Origin of the sequence: Priestia sp. Y58, assembly GCF_029522095.1 — a bacterium.
GTDB lineage: Bacteria > Bacillota > Bacilli > Bacillales > Bacillaceae_H > Priestia > Priestia megaterium_E.
Genome location: NZ_JAKWFL010000002.1, coordinates 628731 through 647646, shown reverse-complemented (window position 1 = coordinate 647646; position 18916 = coordinate 628731). Strand labels below are relative to the sequence as shown.

Sequence of the window (18916 nt, the reverse complement as noted above, 5' to 3'; positions counted from 1 at the left end):
AATGTTAATTACTACAGATAAAGGTGAGTGAACGTATGTCAGTTAAAATGAGTGATGTGGCCAAACTAGCTAATGTAGCTCCAGCTACTGTCTCGCGAGTTCTTAGTCAGCCCCACCTAGTAAGCAAAGAAACGCAGGAAAAAGTTTTAAAAGCCATTGAAGAACTAAATTATCAGCCCCATATCATCGCAAGACAGTTTAGAAAAAAAGAAACAAAAACCATTTTAGTAGTTGTTCCTGATATTACCCACCCGTTTTTTTCTGAAGTTCTTAAAGGAATTCAGCATACGGCGATTAAAAGCGGCTACCGAGTAATTTTAGGAGATACAGAAAACGACATTGAGCGTGAGGGAGAGTTTGTTGATTTATTATTCCAAAAGCAAGCGGACGGCATGATCCTTCTAACAGCCCGCATGGATAAAGACAGAATTGAACAAGTCTCCAGACAGTTCCCTACGGTTCTTGCGTGCGAGTATATAGATGGCTTAGATATCTCTACCGTATCTATTGATAATATTAGCGGCGCGCGAAAAATAACGGAGCATTTAATAAGCCTTGGGCATACGAAAATCGCGCACATCACGGGCCCTATGAATGTTATCTTAAGCCGTGACCGATTAAAAGGGTACCGCCAGGCGATGATTAGTCACGATTTACCCGTGGATTCCGCTTTTATTCAAGAAGGAGATTTTAGCTTAGAGTCCGGTTATCATCAAATGATCAGGCTATTATCGTTAGAGCAACGACCAACTTCTGTATTTGTTTTTAACGATGAAATGGCGATAGGAGCGATAAAAGCGGCAAAAGACAGCGGTTTAAAAGTGCCTGAAGATATAGCTGTAGTAGGGTTTGATAACTCAAAAATGTCGGATATCATTGAACCTCATATTACAACGATTGAACAGCCTAAATATGAAATTGGAAAAAAAGCGATGGAATTATTGCTTGGGTTAATGAGCGGAAAAGCGTTAGAACAAAAAAAGTTTGTATTAAAAGATGAACTAATCGTACGCGAGTCTTGCGGAAGTAAAACTACAGTGAAAAATTTTATTCAGCTTGAAGGCTCAGCTAAGAAAATTAACTAGTGCTGTTTAAATACTATGAGATTTTTTGCTGAGAAGTAAACAAGAGAGACCATCATCTTTGTCTTCTCTTGTTTACAGAAAAGTGGAAGGAATACTCTGATAAAAAAGAGAAGGTGACTTTAGTGAGAATTACCGGAACAGTATTCAAAAAAAGAACATATCCAAAGCATCACTATAAAAGAATGGATCGCCTTTCTTTTTTAGAGGTGAAAGATAATATCTCCTTTGATGGCGATGTGCTGAAAATCCTTCCTGTTCTTAGTCAAAAATCAATGGAATGCTGGAATATCGGAGATGAAATCGATGTGGAAGGTGAAATGAAGTATATTCGCATCATTACGTCATTAGGAAAACTCAGCCTTCTGCCTGTCCCTGTGTTTATCGTCAAAACAATTAAAGAAATAAAACCTTCTCCGATAACTAGTTAAGTTGTCAGCCATAAAACTGCTGTTCATTATCATAAACCATGTGTACATTTTAATGTGAATTGAATTCTGAAATTTCTTATAAATAACATATTTATTCAAATCTATTTTTAAAAGGAATTTCCGCGTTCTAACCAGAAAAGGAATATATATCATTTTCTGGAGGAATACGATGAAAGAGCTAAAAAAGTTAGAACCGCTGCAAGCAGCTAGACGATTTATTTCTAAGCATTACCCTAATTGTCAAGGCGCATTACTCGCCGGAAGCGTGGTGAGAGGAGAAGCTACACATACGTCCGACCTTGATCTTGTTATTTTTGATGAGGATTTTACTTCTTCTTTTAGAGAATCACTCATTGAATTTGGATGGGCCATTGAAGTTTTTGCCCATAATCTGACTTCATACCAAGCCTTTTTTAAAAGCGACTGTAAGAGGGCTAGACCGTCACTGCCAAGAATGATTTCCGAGGGAATTATTTTAGCGGATAAAGGAGTCGTGCAGTCTATAAAAAAAGAAGCGAAACAATTACTAGAAAAAGGCCTGGAAAAATGGCCGGAAGAGACGATTAGCTTAAAAAGATATTTTATAAGCGATGCCTTGGATGATTTAATTGGTTCTTCAAATACAGGTGAAGCACTTTTTATTGCCAACACGCTCGCTTACATAACGCACGAATTTGTGTTAAGAACAAACGGTCATTGGATCGGGGATTCTAAATGGATTGTACGGTCTTTGAATCACTATAATGAACGCTTTAGTAAAGAGTTTGTGGAGGCATTTGATACCTTTTATAAAACAGGAAATAAAGATAAAGTAATTCAACTGGTGGATAAAGTGTTAGAACCACATGGGGGGCGGCTGTTTGAAGGGTTTTCACTGGGAAAATAGAAGTTTAATCAGTAGCCTTGTTAGAACCCCACTACTATTTCTTGCTAGTAGTGGGGTTTGTTTTTAGGAATATTCACGTATGCTTAAAGAGTTTGCCCGTTATCAATCGTAAATACTTGGCCCGTCACGGACTCTTGTTTTAACTGAAACAGAATAGCATCTGCGATATCTTCGGGAGAAGAAATGCGCTGAAGAGGCAGATTTCCTGCAAGCTGATACATTTTATCTTCGTTGCCAGACCACCACCTGGTGTCGACTGCACCAGGAGAGATGCAGTTTACTCGAATATGGGGTGCCAGTGCGATCGCTAACGATTTTGTCATCGTATGAATCGCAGCTTTTGTTGCTGCGTAGGGAATAGACGAGCCGATGCCGGTTGTACCCGCAACGCTTCCTACATTAACAATCGCCCCTGACTTTTGCTTTTTCATATGTGGAACGGCTGCTTTTACACAGTGAAACATGCCTTTTACGTTTACATCATATAAAGAGTCCCATACGTCATCCGTTGCAGACTCTAAGTCATGCATGGGAATTTGAGCGGTAATACTAGCGTTATTCACTAAACCATCTAATCGTCCAAATTGTGCAATGGTTTGATGAATCATTTCATTCACTTCGTGCTCGTTGGCTACATTCGCTTTAAAAGCAAACGCGATGCCGCCTTTTTCAGCAATCTCTTCCACAGCTTTTTTAGCTTCCTTTTCTGAGTTGCTGTAGTTTATCACAAGTTTTGCGCCTTTATCGGCTAACTTTAAAGCGGTTGCTTTACCTACGCCAGTGCCGCCGCCCGTAATAATAAATACTTTATTTTTAAAATCGATCATTTCTATAAACCTTCCTTTCTCTTAACATCTTTTATTATATCTTCGATGAGAAAAAGGATATAATAGGTAATACTAAGAGAGGTATCATTTAAAATGATATCAACGGAGGAATTGAGATTGGAAAGCCAAGACTTACGAATTTTCAAATGTGTCGCAGAAACAAAATCACTATCAAAAGCTGCGGAGTTATTAGGATATGTGCAGCCGCATATTAGCCAGCGGATTAAAAATCTAGAGGAAGAGTTAGACACCAAATTATTGATACGTACGAATCGAGGAGTCACGTTAACAGGTAAAGGGGAAGCTTTGTTTAACTACGCCCAGCGTATTTTATTGTTAATGGACGAGGCTAAGGCAGAAGTTAATCCCAACAAGTTTAGAAAATCTTTAATTATCGGGGCTTCGCAGACGGTTTCTGCTATTAAAATTCCTTCTTTATTCTCATCTTTTCTGAAAGAACACCAAAATATTGAAGTTAAAATAAAAACAGATAGAAAACAAGTCTTGCAAGAAATGCTTTCGTACGGAGAAATTGACGGACTGTTTCTTAGCGGTACCTATAATGAGGCTCAGTTTGAAACGGTTTATCACTATGCAGAAAAAATGGTGCTTATCTCACCTCTACATGAAGCTAGGGAAGAAAAAGACCAACCAACGATACTCATCAATAGTGATGTAAACTGCATCTATAGAAACAGACTATTAGAGTTTTCAAAAGAACATCATATACATAAAGCCAATATTATGGAATTCGATTCATTAGAAGCTATTTTACAAGGCGTCCGTGATGGACTTGGAATGAGTGTAGTCCCCGCTAGCGTAGTAAATTCTCGTAGTGATATACAAAGCATTCACTATCAAGAGCTTTTAGAAGACGTTCAAATTGATTTTGTAGTAAAGAAAGGAAAGCAGCGTTCTCAAAGTCTTAAGAAGTTTATTCATTTTTTAGGGAGTCTATAAATTGAGTATTTATTTTAGGTTCAAATCGGATATGATTTGAACTTTTATTTTTGTCTACATTTATATATTGAATATATGTTTTTATACCCTTAATACTCGTTATGATTTGAAAGATAAATGAATGATCCACCAAGGACTTTTGTTTTTGAAAACAGAAATAGTTTATATAAAAATAAAAGGAGTAGGTTTTATGAAAATTTCCCTTTCCAGTTCTATAGAAAATGTTGAGTGGTCGAGAATGAAAGAAATTTACCACTCCGTAGGGTGGAAGAACCATGATGAAGAAAAAATAAAAAAAGTATTTCAATCAAGCAACGTAGTAGCGATTGCTTATGATGAAGATAACATAGCAGGGTTTGGCAGAGCTCTTTCAGACGGTGTGTTTAATGCTGCGATTTATGATGTTGTGGTTGACGAGCAGTATCAAAACAAAGGAATCGGACAGCAAATTATAGAAAACCTGTTTGCTCAGCTTGATGATATTTCATGTGTTCATCTTGTATCCACATCAGGCAATGACGAGTTTTATAAAAGAGCAGGATTTCGGAAAATGAAAACCGGAATGGCTCGTTATTTAAATCGCACCCTAGCGGAAGAATATTTGGAATGAGCTATGTCTAAGACAAGTAGGTGACATTTTAGAGTATGTGCCAGATGAATAAAGAGGGCATAGAAAAAATCCAAGTAGTTCAGTTTTTATAGAGAAACAATAGAAATATCATATCAATTCTAAAACCAAATCGCATACTGCTGCACAGCGTTTAGGTATTACTGACAGGGTAGTTGATTTGAAGAATATAATTTATCTGAGGTAAATAGTTGATCGTGATTATTACAAAGCAGTGTACAGTAAAAGGGGTTTTTTATTTTTAAGTCGAATATCTTATAGTAGCCCAAAGAAAATGTTTGGAGGTCATTGTTTTGTTACTTTACTATTAATATATCATCTGTCTAATTATAAAAAATAAATTAGGAGTTGATATATAATGATATATAAATCTTGTCTTAATGAGATTTCATCTGATATGTTGAAAGGTTTTTTTGTAGATTGGCTCAATCCTCCAAATCCACAAACTCACTTAAAATTGTTGAAAAACAGCAGTAAAGTGGTCATTGCGTTAGATGAAAATACTAATCAAGTGGTTGGATTTATAACAGCAATCAGCGATGGAGTTCTATCTGCCTATATTCCGTTCCTTGAAGTTTTACCAGAGTATAAAAGTAAAGGCATAGGCAAAGAGTTAGTAAAGCTAATGTTAAAAGAGCTTGATGATATTTATATGGTGGATTTGTGTTGTGATGATGACTTAGTTCCTTATTATGAAAAGTTTGGAATGCTAAAATCAAACAGTATGCTCGTAAGAAATTACGAAATGCAGTCGGGTATTTCAGATAAATAAATAGACGAAAAAACGCTTGGGAAATGTCCAAGCGTTTTTGTGTGCTGGATTTTTTACTAAAACTCACAAAAATTCAACTGTAATATGGTATTATTCCCTTTAGTTGGGAGGATATTCAAAATGAGTATATCAAAAGAAAATAAACCGATTGTATTAACCGTTATTTTGCTGGCGGCCGCGTTTGTTGTATTTTTTGCAAATCGGCTGCTTCCCCAAAATTCAATTTTTCCAAGTGAAACCGGTGATTTGACCATTCTGCTGTGGCTGTTTTTTGCGATAGATGTTGGCTTTATTGTGGCATTAGCTTTAGGAGTTCGAACAAAAAAGCCGAGCGTTGTGTGGTTTAGTATTATAGCAAATGGCACCTTTTTTGTGTTGCTTTCTGGCTTGATTTTTTTATTAGCAATTGCGAATGGAATTTCGGAACCGTAAGCTGCTGGTTAGCTGAAAATTTCATAGATTGTGATAGTAAGAGCTTTCTGCACAGGAGAGCTTTTTTATTTTTGTAAATAAAAACCACAACTTTTTTTTATAGATTACGTCTAAGTAACGAATATTAGTTAAAAGGATGGTCAGAACATTGGAAAATACGAAAAAAGAAGAGATTGAGCGTTGGTATGACGAACATAGTGACACCTTATTAAAATTTATTTTGATGCTTGTAAAAGATTATCAGCAGGCTGAAGATTTAGCTCACGAAACATTTGTAAAAGCCTATCTTTCTTATGATTTATTTCAGCAAAACGCTAGTGAAAAGACGTGGTTGTTTCGTATTGCCCATAATGTAACGATGGATTATTTTCGAAAACAAAAGCCTACTAGTCTTTTAAAAGACTTTCTTCTTTCGAAAAAGGATCATGCTCGTTTACCTCAAGAGATGATTGAGCTTAAAGAAACCTCTTTAGAGCTGTATCAAGCGTTAGGAAAGCTTAAAGATTCACATCGTAAAGTTATTTTACTGCGCAAAGTTCAAGGTTTTTCCGTTAAAGATACAGCGACTATTTTAGGGTGGTCTGAAAGCAAAGTAAAATCAGCGCAGTTCAGAGCAATTCCTGCTTTAAGAAAGCAGTTAGTAAAGGATGGATATGTATATGAAGAAACCGTTTAATTCTTATATAGATGACAATTCACTAGAAAAATTGAATGAGGAGTTGATTTGGGAACCAACGAGAAAGCAAGAGCATAAACAAAGGCTTTTAGAAACAATAAATCAATTAGAATCTTCACCACCTGTAAAGTCTAAAAGAAATCTATTTTCTATAAAACAAAATCGCTTTTTAAGAAATATTGTATATTGTGGTATTGCTCTCTTTCTTTTGAGCGGAGCATTCATTAGTTCAGCATTTGTTTCTCCAGCAATGGCGCAAGTAGCTGCTAAAATCCCTTATTTAGGACAGATTTTTAAGCAAAAGCCTGTAGCCGATGTATTGTATCAAGAGCTTGAGAAAAAGGGATATAAAACGGCTAGCGTGGGGCAGACCTATTATGGAGGAAAAAAAGAATTAGTTGTATCGGTAGAAGGTTCGGAGAAGTATTTTAATAAGGTTCGAGGAGACATAACCGATATTGCAACCAACATTTTGTCTAAAAGGCAATATGATGCCTATACGTTTAAAATTGAAAGAATGGAGCCGTATGTCTATACGGAACCGAATGCACAAGAGAAAAAAATTGAAAAGATTCAAACTGATATTTCTATAGAATTAGAGAAGCATCATTATGACTTTTTAATAGCTAACGTTAGTTTTAAATCTCCGCCAAGAGTAGAACTGGAAATTCCTGATACAGAAAAGAGAGTAGAAGAAATAAAAGCCCTCATTCAGGCTGTTCTCGCTGAGAATAAGGCAGAGAATGCTTCCATAAAAATAAAGAAAATAAACCTTAAGAAACGTGACCAAGACAATCGATGGGGAACTATTGTTACGGATGTGGGTGAAGACTTATTGGGAAAAGAGAAATATCATGTAAAGATGGTAGGCTATTCTGTTCATCCCGAACCACAAGTATTTATCTACACTTCATTAAGCGTTTCCGAAGATAATAAGAAATTTGCCGATGAACTTAAAGGAATTATCGATGAATTTCTTGAAACAAAAGAAATGAAAAATAAAGTGAAAGGTGATTCTTACACAGTTGTGATTTATGGAAAAGGGAATAAAAAACTAAATTAAACACAACACTTAAAAATTTTTCTATGTATGTTCCTCAATAACAGATATTTTGAAAGGTTGATAGACGATGATGATAGGCGGTCCTTTACTGATTGCACTGCTGCTAGGTGTGCTTTTACTCCTTGTAACCTGGCTGTTCAGAAAGATGAAGTGGAACAAGGTCATTAGAATGATTCCTTCAATGCTAACCGTTATTGCTGCCGCTGTTCTTTTTTATATTGGCTATGTAGAGGTAAGAGGCTTTGAAGGTGCGGGCTATTTGTTTGTATCCATGTTTTTGCTTTTATTCGCAGTGGTATCCTATATCTTAGCTAAAAAACCTGTACGATAATTTTTATAAACTTTATAAATTCTTTATAAATCCCTCCTATACTACGTGTAGGAGGGATTTAATATGAAAAATATTATTTTAGAGGTAAGAAGCGTTTCAAAAAAAGTAAGGCGTCGCCACTTAGTAAAAGAAGTATCGTTTCAAATTAACGAAGGGGAAATATGCGGACTGCTAGGGCCAAACGGAGCTGGTAAAACGACGTTAATTCGTTTATTGACGGGGTTGATTAAACCAACTGGGGGAGAAGTTTTTATTAATAATAAACATATTGTTTCACAAAGAAAAGAAGCGCTGCAAAGCGTTGGTGCGATTGTAGAGTCCCCCATCTTTTTTCCTTATATGACAGGAAAAGAAAACCTGACAAATTTAGCTCGACTGCATTCATTTTCGACAAAACAAGAGAGGCAGCAAAGAGTGAAAGAAGTGCTTGATATTGTGGGATTAACCGGAAGAGAAAACGATAAAGTTCGAACATATTCTCTTGGGATGAAGCAAAGGCTTGGCATTGCTCAAGCGCTCCTAGGCGACCCGGACTTATTAATACTGGATGAGCCCGCCAACGGCTTAGATCCAATGGGCGTACGTGAACTGCGCGAGCTGCTTTTTACGTTAAAACGCGATTATAACAAAACGATTCTAATCTCTAGTCATTTGCTGGATGAATTACAGCGAGTGTGTGATCAAATTGTGGTGATGAGAGAAGGAGAGCTAATGTGGGACGGCGCTTTAGATCAGCTGGCATCTGGTAAAAATCTTGAAGATGCGTTTGTAGAGCTGGTGTCACAATGAAGGAGCTGTTAGTAGCGGAGTGGGAAAGACTTTGGAAACGAAAAGTGACGTGGCTGACCTTTCTATTAGTGCCGGTGGTGCTATTGGTCGCTTCTTCCTATCTCCAAAAAGAAAACGGAGCACTCACAGTCGATTTACCACAGTATACGTTTGCGGGAAACTTTCCTGTACTGAGCTTAGCCGAAATGTTATTTACTCTTTTTAATGGAATGTTTTTAGTTTTTATTACGCTCGTTGTTACTGAAGAGTACAGATCCGGACAGCTGCGAATGGTCATGATCCGCTCGTATTCGTTTAAAGAAATTATCATAGCAAAAGCCGCAGTGATTTTGCTGTTTAATTTACTGTTTTTTATTACGTATTTTTGTATGAGCTATGTAATAGGCTTTCTGATGTTTGAACACCCGCAAAGCTACTTTGTGTTCTATCATAGTCATCCTTTTAGCATAAAAGAAGCGCTAGTATATAATCTTTCATTCTATGGATATGCCTATTTAACGACGATTGCGATATGCTGTGTGCTGTTTTTTATTTCTGTTATCAGCAAAACGACTACTACGGCTGTTGGAATTGGCGTTGCTTTTATACTAATCTCATTTTCGTATCCTACTTTATTAAGAGGATTTAGGCAGTGGATGAGTGAAGAGCTCTTTGGACAGCTGTTTTTTACTTCCGTACCGATGATTCAATGGCAGGGAATTACGGTCATGATGGCAGAAAAACCGCAGTTTGTAGGGTGGAATTTCGGCGTTTTAGGGTTTTATGTTCTATTCTTTAGTGGTTTAACGTATGTAGCTATTCGAAAAAAAGAATCATTTCTATAAAAGGAGAGAAGACATGATGACAGGACTTTTTATCAGTGAATTAGAACGAACGTTTAAACGGAAAAAGACAGCGGTGGTACTAGGTGTGTACATAGGATTACTTGCTTTTATTTGGTTCATTTTCTTTCAAAGGGGAGGCATTTCGTTTTTTGATGCAGACCATGACGTGAAAATTGATTCTTTAAATGCAGCACCGTTGCTTCTTCGAGACCTATCGTTTGTGATTACGTTTATTGTCATTCCTATGTTTGTGGCAGATAGCTTTAACGGCGAGTATACGTCGGGAGCTCTGCGCATGGTACTAATTCGACCGCACCATCGCGTGAAGCTGTTTTTTGTAAAGTGGGCGGTTCAATGTTTACTAGTTTTTATTATTCTTTGTATTACGTGGGTAGTGGGGACATGCCTTGGAAAAATAGCTATGCCTCATGTAAATGAAACGACGTTTTTAGGCGGACATACGCTAGGGACTTTAGGGGCGTTACTATATTCGCTCAAATTTTACGGAATTTGTTTTTGTATCTTTATAGCGGTTATTAGCATCGGGAGTATCCTGAGTGTTCTTATGCCTAATTCCATTTTATCTTACGTCGCAACCATTGGTGCCTTGATTGGAAGCGTGTATGTGTCAGATAAATTAAGCTTCTTTTTCTCCGTAACGGATTCTGTTTTTCATGAATTAAGCAAGCCAAACTCTGAATTTTTAGTAAACCTATTATTTCCAATTTTGCTTATTAGCCTTATAATAAACCTATTCGTATGGAAAAAGAAAGAATGGGTAGGGTGAACTGGAGATGAAGCAAACAATTTTGTTAGTAGATGATGAAAAAGACATTATCTCATTTATGAAAGATGCGCTGAGTGATGAAGGATATGAGGTGTTGTTCGCTTACGAAGGGCAAGAAGCGTTAAAAAAGCTAAAAATAAATCCAGACTTAATTGTGCTGGATGTGATGATGCCAGGTATGGACGGCTTTGCTCTTTGTGAACTGATCCGAAAAAGCATATCATGTCCCATCATCTTTTTAAGCGCTAAACAAACGGAGCAGGACCGAGTAAAAGGACTATTAGTGGGTGGAGATGATTATTTAGTTAAGCCTTTCAGTATGAAAGAACTAAAAGCCCGCATTTATGCCCATCTGCGCCGAGAACAGAGAATTAGCAATAATTCCTATAACAGGCTTCACTTTGGAGAGTTAACTATCGATTTAAACGGCTATCAAATTTTACATAACAATGAAGTAATTCCGTTTACTTCAAGGGAGTTTGAGGTTATTCATTTTCTGGCTCTTCATCCAGGCCAGGTTTTTACACGTGAGCAGCTGTATGAAAAAGTTTGGGGCTACGACGCGGAAGGAGATTCGTCTACGATTACGGAACACGTAAAGAAAATTAGAGCAAAACTATTAAAATATGACGAAACACCTTATATCTCGACCGTTTGGGGCATTGGCTACAAATGGGTAAAATAAAAAAATGGATGAACCGGGCGACGTTAAAAGCACAGTTTGTTTTATCTTTTCATTTGATTTTGCTGTACAGCCTGCTTGCGACGCTTTTAACGTGGGGAATTGTCATCTTAGTGAACTGGTTTCTTATGCCCGGGGCACTGAATCCAGCAAATTATTATGAAAAACAAATTCCTGATATTTTGCAGTTTGTGAATAAAAAAGAGGATGAGCTTCTTTCGAAAGATGTTCAAAGCCAAGTAGAAGCGGTGATTCCGCTAGAAGGAATGGATTATCAAATTATAAATAAAGAAGGAGAAATCGTGTATGGATCCATGTCCACTTCATACATAAAAAATAAACGGGATCTTTATTCTCAGGTCAATACAAATATCCACTCAGGTAAATATATTATAAAAGTTTATCCGCTTTTTAATGGAAAAGACGAAGTAAACGGGGCGATTGCGCTAAGATATCAATTAAATATGGCTTCGGCTAATCCAAATATTAAATGGATTGTTGCGCTTGTAACGTTTTTATCGTTAGCCAGCCCGTTTCTTTACTTTTATTTGTTTGCTTATTTGTTTGGAAGACGATTTAGCAAAAAAATTGAACGGCCTTTTAATGAGCTGATGACCGCAGCCAAAAATATTCAGCATAATAATTTAGATTTTTCGCTGTCCGTGACTCAAGACGCAAAAGAATTAAGTCAGCTGCTGCATGCCTTTGAAGAAATGCGAAAAGAATTAAAGCAATCGCTATCTAAACAGTGGCAGCTAGAAGAAGACCGCAAAGATATGACGGCTGCGATTGCGCATGATTTACGAACGCCTCTTACGATTATTCATGGACATACGGAAATCTTAGTAGAAGGAAGCAAAAAGGACCCGGAGAGGCTTAATCGATATTTACATACGATCTACACAAATACACAGCGTTCGATTCAACTATTAAATCAGCTACAAGAAGTATCTGTCATAGAAAATCCGGGCTTTACTGTAAAACGGGAACCTATTGATATCTATACATTTGTTCATGAGAAAGCGGACGAGTTTCAGCTTTTATGTCAAAAAAAAGAGATTGCATTTGTATCTTTAATTAGTGTAGAAGATGCATCCAATCAATTTTACGGAGATCCTCAGCGCATTTCTCAAGTATTAGATAATATCATCACAAACTGTATTCGCTACACGCCTGAACGAGGGGAGATAGTTTGGAATACCCTCATTCATTATAACGAAGTAATCTTTGAAATATATGATACGGGTCCTGGGTTTACACTATCGAACAAAGAACAGCTGTTTAAAAAGTTTTACAGAGAAGATGCGTCGAGAACAAGCGGCCACGGAAACTTGGGACTAGGTCTTTACATTGCTCATTCCATTGTGAAAAACCACGGAGGAAGCATCACAGCCGATAACAAGGAGACGGGAGGAGCATTGTTTAAGATTGTTCTTCCGATAGAGAAAGAGTAAATGCGTAAAAAAAGAACCCTCAAAAAAGAGAGTTCCAAAAAGGGTAAGTAAGAAAGAAATGTACATGTTCCTTTGGGGGACTGCATCTGTACAGTAAAATTTATACCCCATGTACATCTGTTGAAACGTTGAAAAATAATCCAATAATAGAAATGAATAATTGATAATATACTTTATAATCTATAAAAAAGACTGCAAAGCCGTTGTATCCTGTACTTTTCGGTCTTTTTTGGTTTTATTTGCGTAAGAAGTCTCTCATAAATTCATTCACCTTTTGGGGCTGCTCATGCTGAGGCGCATGTCCTACACCGTCTAAGCGGTGAATCGTTACGTTTGGAACGTACTCTTCAATTCCATCTAAATTACTGTTTTCAAACGCTTCGTCCGCATTTCCCCATACAATTAAAGTTGGAGAGTGAAATACTTTATGCGGCAGGGCAACAGGTTTATGAACGCGCTCTTCAAACGGATAAAGGGAAGAAGCACGGTAGTAGTTAAGCATGCATTTCATCGCATTCGGCTGGTTCCACGCCTGTACGTATTTAGCTTCTTCTTCTTTAGTTAAGTAGCCTTTTTTGATGCCGGGCTCCGTCAGCATGTTTCTTAACTTTTCACTATTGTTCGCGAGTAGCTCATCCTGAGAATTTGGCTGTTGGAAAAAGCTCATATAGCTGCTTGCTTTCCGCTGAGCAGGGTTTTCAGCAAGCTCTCTTATAAATGTGTAAGGGTGCGGTGCATCAAACATGACTAATTTTTTGACATACTGCGGATATGTATAAGCAAATGCCCATGCAACAGCGCCGCCCCAATCATGTGCCACTAACACACATTCTTTTTCACCAAATGCTTCAATTAACTGTTTTACATCTTCCATTAAAAGGGGCATGCTGTAAGAAGAAATTTCTTCTGGCTTATCTGATAAATTATAGCCTCGCATATCTACAGCTACCACGCGGTAATCTTTCGAAAACTCTTCTAACTGATGGTGCCACGTGTACCAAAAGTAAGGGAATCCGTGTAAAAACAGCATAAGCTCGCCTTCACCTTTTGTCACGTAATGAAGGTTTACACCATTCACTTTTACATAACCGTCTTTAAACATCTTATTCATCCTTTCGCTTTTAATCTTTATTATAGGAAAACTTTACTCTTTATTACTTGATGCATCAACTAATAAGGTTTTTTTAGGCGGTAAATGAGCTATAAAGCTCTTTTAAATCCCTTATTTTGGTTATTATTTATGAAATATAATCCAAGTCTTATTTTAAATAATCGTAATCTATTAGAAAAACTTGGAATTTTAAAGGTTGTGTAATAAGATAGTATATGATAAATATTTCCATATATAGGAGGGGACATATGCAAAAAAAAATTCTACATACGGTGCTTTCACTTGCGGTAGGAGCAGGAGTGTTTGCCGTTGGCGGAGTTCCTACTCAAGCTAAGAGTCAAGATCAAAAGATAAGTAACACATACACAATTGCTTTTAAAAATGGATTACCAGACAACTATCAAGAGATTATCCAAAAAGCAGGTGGGAAAGTCACCAAAGCTCTGCCTGAAGTAGGAGGAATAGAAGCTCAATCTGAACAGGCTTCTTTTCTTAACAATTTAAAAGGTAATTCTTCAATCGAAGCTGCCAACAGGGAAATTCCTCTAAGCTTGGAAAAAAAAGCATATAGTCTTTACAACTATCAGTCTAGTATTATCAGCTCACAGAATGCAGAGAATTATTGGGACTCTCAGTGGGATATTCAACGAGTGACAAATGGCGGAAAATCTTATGATGTAGAAACAGGCGGATATAAAAATAAAGATGGTAGTACAACTCATAAAGCAGTGGTGGGAGTTATTGATACGGGTATTGACGAGTCTCACCCTGATTTAAAAGATAATATACTAGGCGGACGTAATCTTGTTCCGGCCGGAATGGACGAATCGGAAACTGGGGATCCCGCAGATATAAAAGATCGCAATGGACACGGTACGCATGTTGCTGGGATCATCGGAGCGAATGGAAAAGTAAAAGGAGTAGGACCAGAACTAGGAATACGTTCTTATCGCGTACTGTACTCAAAGCAAGCTCTTGGAATGCCTGCTTGGATTATAGACGGAATTATTGCCGCAACCAATGATAAAGTCGATGTTATTAATATGTCTCTTCGTTTCTATAATAATAACAAAATGACTATTGAAGGAGAAAGCTATAAATCAATCGCTGAAACGCTGCTTTGGAAAAGAGCTATTCAGTACGCCGTGAAAAATGACGTAACGGTCGTAGCCGGTAGCGGAAATGAAAGTTTGAATTTAGATAATAAAAAGGAAGTAAACGACTTTTTAAATACCCTGTATGAACCGTATGGAATAAGTGTCAAAGGTCCTGCAACTGTCGTGCCGGCACAAATGCCAGGAGTGATTAATGTCTCGGCTTCTACAAAATGGTCTACTCAGCAGCTTGCTTTCTACTCTAATTATGGAAACAGTGCTATTGACGTAGCGGCTCCAGGAGGGGATTTGGGAGAGAAATATGCCAAAACCAATGATCCAGCAGCGGCTGATCCAAGCAATTTAATCCTAAGTACATGGCCGACTTATTTAGGGGCTTCCTATGAGTTAAACGCCGGTACTTCCATGGCAACTCCTCAAGTAGCTGGAATTGCAGGAGTTCTTAAAGCCGCTCATCCTGAGTATAAACCCGCTCAAGTAACAGCACGTATTAAGCAAACAGCTTTTGACTATGGAAAAAAAGGACATGACGCTTTATTTGGTTCAGGAGAAGCAAATGCTTATAGAGCGTTAAAAGATATAAAGAACTAGCGCTTGTAATGAATACAGCAAAAAAACCTCTCTAAAACTAATTTTAGAGAGGTTTTTTTAAAACTCACCGGCCTTAGCAATTCCTAAATTAGATTCAAAGTCGGTAATGTATACACAGGCATTCGTATATTTATCATAGGAATCATAGCTAAAGTTTCTGCTTACATTATAATCTCCACTTATAGGTTGATAGAATTGAATCGATTTAATTTGATCGTTGAGAGATAAATTAAAATTATAAGTTGCTTTTTTTAATTGTTCGAGCTGCAGCTGGGTGAAACTATCGCGATGCTTTTGGATTTCGTCTTGCATGAGCTCTATTTTATATTTAGATACGGTGTTAATATGATCAATCGCAGGCCCCATATCTTTTTTTATTTGTGCTTCAGAAGAATGGAAGTGTTTATCATCAAATGAATCTGACACGTTATTGCTTCCTTCCCACGTTTTTGTTGCATCTATAACGTCATGCATATTGTTCATGAGCGTAACTTCATAGATAGTCTTGCTTGAATTAAATCTTTTATAAGATTTTACATATTCTTTTTCTGTTAATGCATCTACATCTCTTTTTAATTGCGCTATGCTTTCTTTTAGTTCGCTATCACTTTGTGTTTCTACTTTTGACGTACTATTAATAGACGCAGACAGCAGGTTAAAATCGTTTTTATAGCTTTGAAACGTTTTATCTTCTATCTTTCCGTCTTTATTGATTAAGCGTTCGGACTCGTTTTGCAGAAATTTCAGCTCTATGGCCAGCTCTTTTTTTTCCTCGCTTCCATCTATGCTTTCATTGTTTGAACTCGTGTGACTGCACCCCATTAATCCAAGCGCCAAAGCTATCGTAATGGTCCCAGCTGTTATCTTGCTTATGTTCCTCATGTTGAAACTCCATTTCTCTTTGTTTATTACTTACATATAAAGACTATATCATATAAATGGAATATTTATCTAATTATAGTTTTAGCAAATTCTAATTAGGTGTGAAATCCCCTTTAGATAAATCCAAAAAAGTATTATAATGGAATTTGTGAAAAAAATAGTATTAAACGGAGGAATCATCATGAAAGTAAGACTGCTGCTAGGAATACTCCTAGCATTCTTGTTCATTCTGGCTGGATGCAACAAGGAAACGGACACTGCCCAGCATAAGAAAGAGAAAACAAAGGATGAAAAAATAAAAATAGTAGAAGAAAAAAGTTATACACTTGCAGATTCGATCACTCATAATAACGTACTGAGCTATTCTGCGGTTATAAAAAATGAAAGTGACAAAACGCTTAATGTAAACGATACAACAATAAAATATGTAAACAAAACTGGAAAAGTCCTTGATCCGCATATTATTCCAAGTGACCCCGACGTTCATCTTGCTCCCTATGTACTAAAGCCGGGCGAGAAAGGGTACATTTCAGCGGAAGGAATTATTAATAAAGAACCAGATACATATAATGTAAAGGTCAAGATTAATCCGATAAAACCTGTAAGTAATGTACAGAGCTTGAAAATTAAAGGCGACGCAATGAGTCAGGAAAAAGAGAATCACATCCTACATATCAAAGGAACAGCTACAAACAATACCAAAGAATCTACTGAATATATTCTGGTTGGTGGAGCCTTATATGGAAAACAAAATGAGTTTATAGGAACTATATTTCAATCCGAAGAAGCGCAGCTGACTCCTGGAAAATCCATTCCTTTTGACGCTACTTCATCGGAAATCCCTGATAAAGAACTAGCAAAAGTGAAAAAATATAAAGTAGTAGCTTCTACGTATCAATAGTAAAAGAGTCTTCACATTAGACTCTTTTTATTATTAATTTGACTTTATTTAAAGGAGGAAATTAAGGTGTCTGGAATTGCTAAAACCCCTGAGCCCCCTTATTATGCTGTTATTTTTGCTTCTGAAAGAACGGAAGGTGAGAAGGGTTATGGAATCATGGCAGACAAAATGACGGAGCTTGCTTCTGCACAAAAAGGCTTTTTAGGAATAGAAAGTGCCAGGGACAAAGATTTAGGCATTACCATTTCATACTGGGATTCTTTAGAATCAATCAAAATGTGGAAAGAAAACTCAGCCCACCGCGCAGCCCAGCACAAAGGAAAAACAGAATGGTATCAAACGTTTTCGCTTAGGGTTTGTAAAGTGGAAAGACATAGCTTTTTTGAGATGTAGGGCGCTTCTAACATGAAAAGATGAATTATACATACACAACAGTTTTAAGAGGAGAGAAAATGTGACAAATTTATATTTGATCCGGCATGCTCATTCGATATATACACCTGATGAAGTGAATAGACCTTTATCAAAAAAAGGAATGGTAGACGCTGAGCAAATTGCGAGTTCACTTAAAAACGAAGAGATACATCTTGTGATTTCCAGTCCGTATCAACGAGCTGTTCAAACAGTCGAAGGAATTGCTAATCAATTCAATTTAGATATTGAACTGGCATATGATCTAAAAGAAAGAAAATTAAGCTCGGATCCTTTAGAAGATTTTGAAACAGCAATCATAAAAGTGTGGAAAGATCCTTTATTTTCTCTAACAGGAGGAGAGTCAAATATCATAGCTCAGCAAAGAGGCATAGCATGTATTTGTAACATTTTAGAAAAGTATCAAGGAAAAAATATTGTTGTTGGAACGCATGGAAACATCATGGTGTTAATCATGAATTATTTTGATGCAAAGTATGATTTTGAGTTTTTGAAGAGCTTACAGATGCCTGATATCTACAAATTATCTTTTGGAGGAGATAGCTTAAAGTCTGTTTCCAGAATACTCATGAACTACAGCAATAAAAGTTGAAATCTAAAATATATTGCAGATGTTAAAGACTTTTCATATAGCGGAATACGTGTCTAGCATTTGAAAAAGAAAGGGCGTGCATATGGAAATGAGGAGAACCATTAAGACGCGGAGGAAAAACCATGACAGTTGATTTCTTGTCTAATCATCCTGATTATATTAAAGAAGTCGCTGCTATGATTTATAAAGAATTTGTGGAACCAACAACTAGCAGCATGACTTTTGAAGAAGCTGTAACCTTCTTTTCACACACAAAGAAAGATGATTTGCCTCTTACACTCATTGCGCTAGAAGGAGAAGCGTGCTTAGGGACCGTATCAATTTTTGAAAACGACTTAAAAACACAAGATGTATACAAACCTTGGCTTGCTTCCTTGTACATAAAGCCCCAACATCGCAGTAGAGGTGTTGGTCAAACTCTCATACTAGAAGGATTAAAGGTAATTAAGAGCTTAGGATATCAAGAGCTTTATTTAAAGACTGAAACCGCCTCTGAATACTACCAAAACAGAGGGTGGAAGCTTCTTCAGACAATTTCAGGTAATAACGATAAAAAAGTCGATATCTTTAAATGGATTTTATAACACAAAGCCATGTTACAAAGTGACTTAAATCAACTACACTGCTAAAATGGAAGTAACAGGAATTGTAATGTTTCGCCAACTAAA

Annotated in this window: 23 protein-coding genes; 20 read left to right on the top strand and 3 right to left on the bottom strand. The window is 36.9% G+C overall.

Features of this window, described 5'->3' with window-relative positions:
• Positions 1-35 precede the first annotated feature (35 nt).
• The 3 genes from MMB68_RS09385 to MMB68_RS09375 all read left to right on the top strand — a co-directional run bounded on the left by MMB68_RS09385 (position 36) and on the right by MMB68_RS09375 (position 2399).
• Positions 36-1085, top strand: a complete 1050-nt coding sequence (locus MMB68_RS09385; RefSeq protein ID WP_013084165.1) for a LacI family DNA-binding transcriptional regulator — start codon at positions 36-38, stop codon at positions 1083-1085.
• A 122-nt stretch (positions 1086-1207) separates the two neighbouring features.
• Positions 1208-1513, top strand: coding sequence for a hypothetical protein (locus tag MMB68_RS09380; RefSeq protein ID WP_277548684.1), 306 nt, complete (start codon positions 1208-1210; stop codon positions 1511-1513).
• 169 nt (positions 1514-1682) lie between these two features.
• On the top strand, positions 1683-2399 hold the full coding sequence (locus MMB68_RS09375) for a nucleotidyltransferase domain-containing protein (RefSeq protein ID WP_277548683.1): 717 nt from the start codon (positions 1683-1685) through the stop codon (positions 2397-2399).
• 83 nt (positions 2400-2482) lie between these two features.
• Here MMB68_RS09375 and MMB68_RS09370 read toward each other — a convergent pair whose 3' ends face one another.
• On the bottom strand, positions 2483-3226 hold the full coding sequence (locus MMB68_RS09370) for an SDR family NAD(P)-dependent oxidoreductase (RefSeq protein WP_277447478.1): 744 nt from the start codon (positions 3224-3226) through the stop codon (positions 2483-2485).
• A 117-nt stretch (positions 3227-3343) separates the two neighbouring features.
• Between MMB68_RS09370 and MMB68_RS09365 the strand changes: the two genes are divergently transcribed.
• The 12 genes from MMB68_RS09365 (at position 3344) to MMB68_RS09310 (ending at position 12624) form a co-directional block, all read left to right on the top strand.
• Entirely contained in the window at positions 3344-4186 is an 843-nt protein-coding gene (locus MMB68_RS09365; protein ID WP_221785403.1) for a LysR family transcriptional regulator, read from the top strand.
• A 190-nt stretch (positions 4187-4376) separates the two neighbouring features.
• Positions 4377-4796: a GNAT family N-acetyltransferase gene (locus MMB68_RS09360; RefSeq protein ID WP_221785404.1), complete on the top strand. Its 420-nt coding sequence runs from the start codon at positions 4377-4379 to the stop codon at positions 4794-4796.
• A gap of 376 nt (positions 4797-5172) precedes the next feature.
• Positions 5173-5586: a GNAT family N-acetyltransferase gene (locus MMB68_RS09355; protein ID WP_277548681.1), complete on the top strand. Its 414-nt coding sequence runs from the start codon at positions 5173-5175 to the stop codon at positions 5584-5586.
• Positions 5587-5706: 120 nt separating this feature from the next.
• Positions 5707-6018, top strand: coding sequence for a hypothetical protein (locus MMB68_RS09350; RefSeq protein WP_221785406.1), 312 nt, complete (start codon positions 5707-5709; stop codon positions 6016-6018).
• 148 nt (positions 6019-6166) lie between these two features.
• Positions 6167-6694, top strand: coding sequence for an RNA polymerase sigma factor (locus MMB68_RS09345; RefSeq protein WP_277548679.1), 528 nt, complete (start codon positions 6167-6169; stop codon positions 6692-6694).
• Positions 6678-7757 carry a DUF4030 domain-containing protein gene (locus MMB68_RS09340; protein WP_277548678.1) on the top strand — a complete coding sequence of 360 codons (1080 nt, stop codon included), beginning with the start codon at positions 6678-6680 and terminating at the stop codon, positions 7755-7757. The genes MMB68_RS09345 and MMB68_RS09340 overlap by 17 nt, the downstream gene beginning before the upstream one ends.
• Before the next feature lie 67 nt (positions 7758-7824).
• A complete protein-coding gene (locus MMB68_RS09335) occupies positions 7825-8088 on the top strand; it encodes a YesK family protein (RefSeq protein WP_269871259.1) in 264 nt (87 codons plus the stop codon).
• A 63-nt stretch (positions 8089-8151) separates the two neighbouring features.
• Complete coding sequence (locus MMB68_RS09330; protein WP_264408141.1) at positions 8152-8877, top strand: ABC transporter ATP-binding protein; 726 nt, start codon at positions 8152-8154, stop codon at positions 8875-8877.
• Positions 8874-9701 (top strand): ABC transporter permease, encoded by an 828-nt coding sequence (locus MMB68_RS09325; protein WP_269871257.1) that lies wholly within the window; start codon positions 8874-8876, stop codon positions 9699-9701. The genes MMB68_RS09330 and MMB68_RS09325 overlap by 4 nt, the downstream gene beginning before the upstream one ends.
• Positions 9702-9714: 13 nt before the next feature.
• Positions 9715-10488, top strand: a complete 774-nt coding sequence (locus MMB68_RS09320) for an ABC transporter permease (RefSeq protein ID WP_221785411.1) — start codon at positions 9715-9717, stop codon at positions 10486-10488.
• Between the two features lie 7 nt (positions 10489-10495).
• Positions 10496-11173 carry a response regulator transcription factor gene (locus MMB68_RS09315; RefSeq protein ID WP_277548676.1) on the top strand — a complete coding sequence of 226 codons (678 nt, stop codon included), beginning with the start codon at positions 10496-10498 and terminating at the stop codon, positions 11171-11173.
• The gene (locus tag MMB68_RS09310) at positions 11161-12624 is read left to right on the top strand and encodes a sensor histidine kinase (protein ID WP_277548675.1); all 1464 of its coding nucleotides are present in this window, start codon (positions 11161-11163) and stop codon (positions 12622-12624) included. Before MMB68_RS09315 ends, MMB68_RS09310 begins: the two co-directional genes overlap by 13 nt.
• Before the next feature lie 235 nt (positions 12625-12859).
• On the opposite strand, the gene MMB68_RS09305 is transcribed toward MMB68_RS09310, so the two are convergent.
• Positions 12860-13726 carry an alpha/beta fold hydrolase gene (locus MMB68_RS09305; RefSeq protein ID WP_277548674.1) on the bottom strand — a complete coding sequence of 289 codons (867 nt, stop codon included), beginning with the start codon at positions 13724-13726 and terminating at the stop codon, positions 12860-12862.
• Between the two features lie 257 nt (positions 13727-13983).
• Between MMB68_RS09305 and MMB68_RS09300 the strand changes: the two genes are divergently transcribed.
• A complete protein-coding gene (locus tag MMB68_RS09300; protein ID WP_277548673.1) occupies positions 13984-15441 on the top strand; it encodes a S8 family serine peptidase in 1458 nt (485 codons plus the stop codon).
• A 57-nt stretch (positions 15442-15498) separates the two neighbouring features.
• Here the strand turns inward: MMB68_RS09300 and MMB68_RS09295 are convergent, their stop codons facing one another.
• Positions 15499-16323 carry a hypothetical protein gene (locus MMB68_RS09295; protein WP_221785416.1) on the bottom strand — a complete coding sequence of 275 codons (825 nt, stop codon included), beginning with the start codon at positions 16321-16323 and terminating at the stop codon, positions 15499-15501.
• A gap of 181 nt (positions 16324-16504) precedes the next feature.
• Between MMB68_RS09295 and MMB68_RS09290 the strand changes: the two genes are divergently transcribed.
• The 4 genes from MMB68_RS09290 to MMB68_RS09275 all read left to right on the top strand — a co-directional run bounded on the left by MMB68_RS09290 (position 16505) and on the right by MMB68_RS09275 (position 18832).
• Positions 16505-17224, top strand: a complete 720-nt coding sequence (locus MMB68_RS09290; RefSeq protein ID WP_277548671.1) for an FxLYD domain-containing protein — start codon at positions 16505-16507, stop codon at positions 17222-17224.
• Positions 17225-17290: 66 nt separating this feature from the next.
• On the top strand, positions 17291-17617 hold the full coding sequence (locus MMB68_RS09285; protein ID WP_221785418.1) for an antibiotic biosynthesis monooxygenase family protein: 327 nt from the start codon (positions 17291-17293) through the stop codon (positions 17615-17617).
• Between the two features lie 61 nt (positions 17618-17678).
• Positions 17679-18248 carry a histidine phosphatase family protein gene (locus tag MMB68_RS09280; RefSeq protein ID WP_277548669.1) on the top strand — a complete coding sequence of 190 codons (570 nt, stop codon included), beginning with the start codon at positions 17679-17681 and terminating at the stop codon, positions 18246-18248.
• Positions 18249-18370: 122 nt separating this feature from the next.
• On the top strand, positions 18371-18832 hold the full coding sequence (locus MMB68_RS09275; protein WP_221785419.1) for a GNAT family N-acetyltransferase: 462 nt from the start codon (positions 18371-18373) through the stop codon (positions 18830-18832).
• Positions 18833-18916 lie beyond the last annotated feature (84 nt).